Origin of the sequence: Oceanispirochaeta sp. (assembly GCF_027859075.1) — a bacterium.
GTDB lineage: Bacteria > Spirochaetota > Spirochaetia > DSM-2461 > DSM-2461 > Oceanispirochaeta.
The window spans coordinates 1-2,842 of the sequence record NZ_JAQIBL010000278.1 but is presented as its reverse complement, the minus strand read 5'-3'; the positions used below and the strand labels follow the sequence as shown (position 1 = coordinate 2,842).

General features: G+C 49.2%; 4 protein-coding genes. All 4 read left to right on the top strand.

What is annotated here, in order from left to right:
- A partial coding sequence (locus PF479_RS15535; protein ID WP_298008244.1) for an ATP-binding cassette domain-containing protein occupies positions 1-618 on the top strand: 618 nt, incomplete at its 5' end.
- Between the two features lie 23 nt (positions 619-641).
- Positions 642-1,808, top strand: a complete 1,167-nt coding sequence (locus tag PF479_RS15530) for a molybdopterin molybdotransferase MoeA (RefSeq protein ID WP_298008242.1) — start codon at positions 642-644, stop codon at positions 1,806-1,808.
- The gene (locus tag PF479_RS15525) at positions 1,792-2,595 is read left to right on the top strand and encodes a GTP 3',8-cyclase MoaA (RefSeq protein WP_298008239.1); all 804 of its coding nucleotides are present in this window, start codon (positions 1,792-1,794) and stop codon (positions 2,593-2,595) included. Before PF479_RS15530 ends, PF479_RS15525 begins: the two co-directional genes overlap by 17 nt.
- A gap of 3 nt (positions 2,596-2,598) precedes the next feature.
- On the top strand, positions 2,599-2,842 hold a 244-nt coding region (locus PF479_RS15520; protein ID WP_298008236.1), incomplete at its 3' end, for a cyclic pyranopterin monophosphate synthase MoaC.

Genomic DNA, 2,842 nt, shown 5'->3' with positions numbered 1-2,842 from the left:
GAAAAAAGAAAAGCCAGAAACTTGTCGGGGGGAGAGAAAAAACGCGTTGCCATTGCCAGAGCGCTGATGGCCGCACCGGAAGTACTGCTTCTGGATGAACCCGACGGTAACATTGACAGTAAGACTTCGGGTGAACTTGAAAAACTGATCATCTCCCTGAAAAGAGACGGCATAACTGTTATCCTCTGTTCCCATCATAAAGGATTTGCCTATCGGACTTCTGATGTTATTATAGATATGTATCAGGGATCTCCCGTCAGCCATGACGAGAACATTTTCAAGGGAGAATACATTTATCTGGATGGTCTGTATTCCGAATTCAGAACCGGAGGGCACCGTTTCCGTTGCCCCAGCCGTGAAGGGGATTACTCCACCATGGTCATCCCGGCAGAAAATATTTCTCTTTCTAAAGATTCAGTTGGTGATGGGAAAAGCAATGAATTAAAGGGGATTCTGGTCTCGATGGTGCCCTTTAAGGAAGGCCGCTTTACTCTGACCCTGGACTGCGGGATCATACTGAAAACCCGGACAAGCAGTACAGTTCTAAGCCTATTAAAATTACGGCCCGGTGATGAAGTGAATGTTCTATTCAACCCTTCCTCGCTTAGGTTATACTAATAATCGACTATAAGGATAAAAAAATGCTGGGTATCAAAGATATATTTTCCATCCTGGATTCACAGGATATGACAGTAAAAAGCGAAACCGTTCTTTTAAAAAATGCCGTTGGAAGGATTCTGATCAATCCTGTGATTTCCACTATCGACTCCCCCCCTTTTGATAAGGCGGCCATGGACGGCTGGGCTGTCCGCGGGGGAGACGAAAAAGGCCCCTGGGAGCTGGCGGAAACAATAGCTGCAGGAGAGATAGCCTCCAGAGCATTAAGACCCGGAAAATGTACTGCCATTATGACGGGAGCAAAGATTCCCAGAGGCTGCGGCAAGATCATACGGATCGAATACACCCGTCAAGATGAAAAGACAGTATTTTTGGAAACCAAAGAACCTCTCCAGAATATTATTTTCAAGGGCGAGAACATCAAAACAGGCGAGAGGGTTCTGGAACCCCGCCGTCTAACCCCCGGAGATATCGGCATCCTGGCCTCCCTGGGACGGACGGAAATTGAGGTGGCTCAAATGCCCCGTATCGGAATCATAACCACCGGATCAGAGCTCACAGAGCCGGGAGAGATTCTGGAAGTCGGAGAGATTTTCAACAGCAACGGTCCCCAGCTGATGGCCCAGGCAGAAGCCGCGGGATGCCCGGCTCAGTATTATGGAATCACCATCGACGACGAAAGGCTCCTCTACGACACCATCAGCAAGGCTCTCAAAGAGAATTATATACTCCTTCTCTCCGGCGGCGTCTCTATGGGCCAATTTGATTTTGTACCGGGAACCCTGGAAAAACTGGGGGTCAAAAAGAACTTTCATAAAGCCGCTATCAAGCCCGGACGTCCTATCTGGTTCGGTCGCAATGAGACCTGCTTTGTTTTCGGACTGCCCGGCAATCCCGTATCCACCTACATCCTCTTTGAAGTGTTTGTCAAACATCTGATATACAAGTACTGCAGCCTTGATTACAGACCCTATTCTTTACGGGCCGTCCTGGGTAAAACGATCAAGAGGAAGACCTCTGACCGCTCGGAATTCCTGCCTGTGCAATTCAAAGATGAAAGGATCTACCCCGTATCCTATAACGGTTCTTCTCACCTCAATGCCATGAGTGAAGCAGACGGTCTTATCATCCTGGAGCAGGGGGTTGAAAAGGTCATAGAAGGAGAGACCGTCCATGTTAGACTCTTATAATCGTGAAATTTCCTATTTGAGAATCTCCGTAACAGACCGCTTCAACCTGCGCTGCCTCTACTGCATGCCCGAAGAAGGGATTGAAAAAATGCAGCATCAGGATTGTCTCAGCTTTGAAGAGATGACTGAAATAGCGAAAGAGGCAATAGCCCTGGGACTCACAAAAATCCGTCTGACCGTAGGAGAGCCTCTCGTTAGAAAAGGCATCATACGCCTTGTTTCCATGCTCTCCAGCCTGGAAGGTTTGAAGCTCCTGGGGATGACCACGAACGGCCACTTTCTGGATCAATATGCTCATGATCTGAAGGAAGCAGGCCTCTCGAGTCTGAATATTTCCCTGGATTCACTGAATCCTGATCGATATGCCCATCTGACCCGGGGGGGAGATATCAACAGGGTCCTCAAAGGGATCGATGCGGCCCTGGCCGAAGATTTTCCGGTAAAGCTGAATATGGTGATTTCAGCCGAAACATCTCAGGAAGAAATGGATGCAATGAAGTCCTTCTGCACCGGGAAAGGTATCAAGCTGCAGAGGATCAGGGAATACTCCCTGACAGAAGATAAGTTCCAGGATGAAGAGATCATCTACCAACGCCCTCCCCCCTGCGGACAATGCAACCGCATCCGCCTCCTGCCTAACGGCCGGATCAAGCCATGCCTTCACACAGATCAGGAAATCATCATTGATCCTGACAATATCAAAGCCGCTCTTGTAGAAGCGATTCACGAGAAACCGCGCTGCGGCAGCAGCTGTTCCACCAGAAACATGGTGGAGATCGGAGGATAAAGAATGAAACTTTCCCATATAGACGAGAAGGGCCAGGCCCGGATGGTGGATGTGTCTGCCAAGCCGGTGATTCACAGAACCGCAAGCGCCACGGGTAAAATCTACTGTGCCCCCGAAACGATGGCCCTGATTCAGGACAACCAGATTAAAAAAGGGGATGTCCTGACCACTGCCAATATCGCCGGTGTGATCGGAGCCAAACAAACTTCTGCCCTGTTCCCCCTCTGTCATAACATCTCTATGGAAC

Coding starts and splice junctions, on each gene's coding strand:
- PF479_RS15530 (WP_298008242.1), top strand. CDS start 642: ATGCTGGGTATCAAAGATATATTTTCCATCCTGGATTCACAGGATATG.
- PF479_RS15525 (WP_298008239.1), top strand. CDS start 1,792: ATGTTAGACTCTTATAATCGTGAAATTTCCTATTTGAGAATCTCCGTA.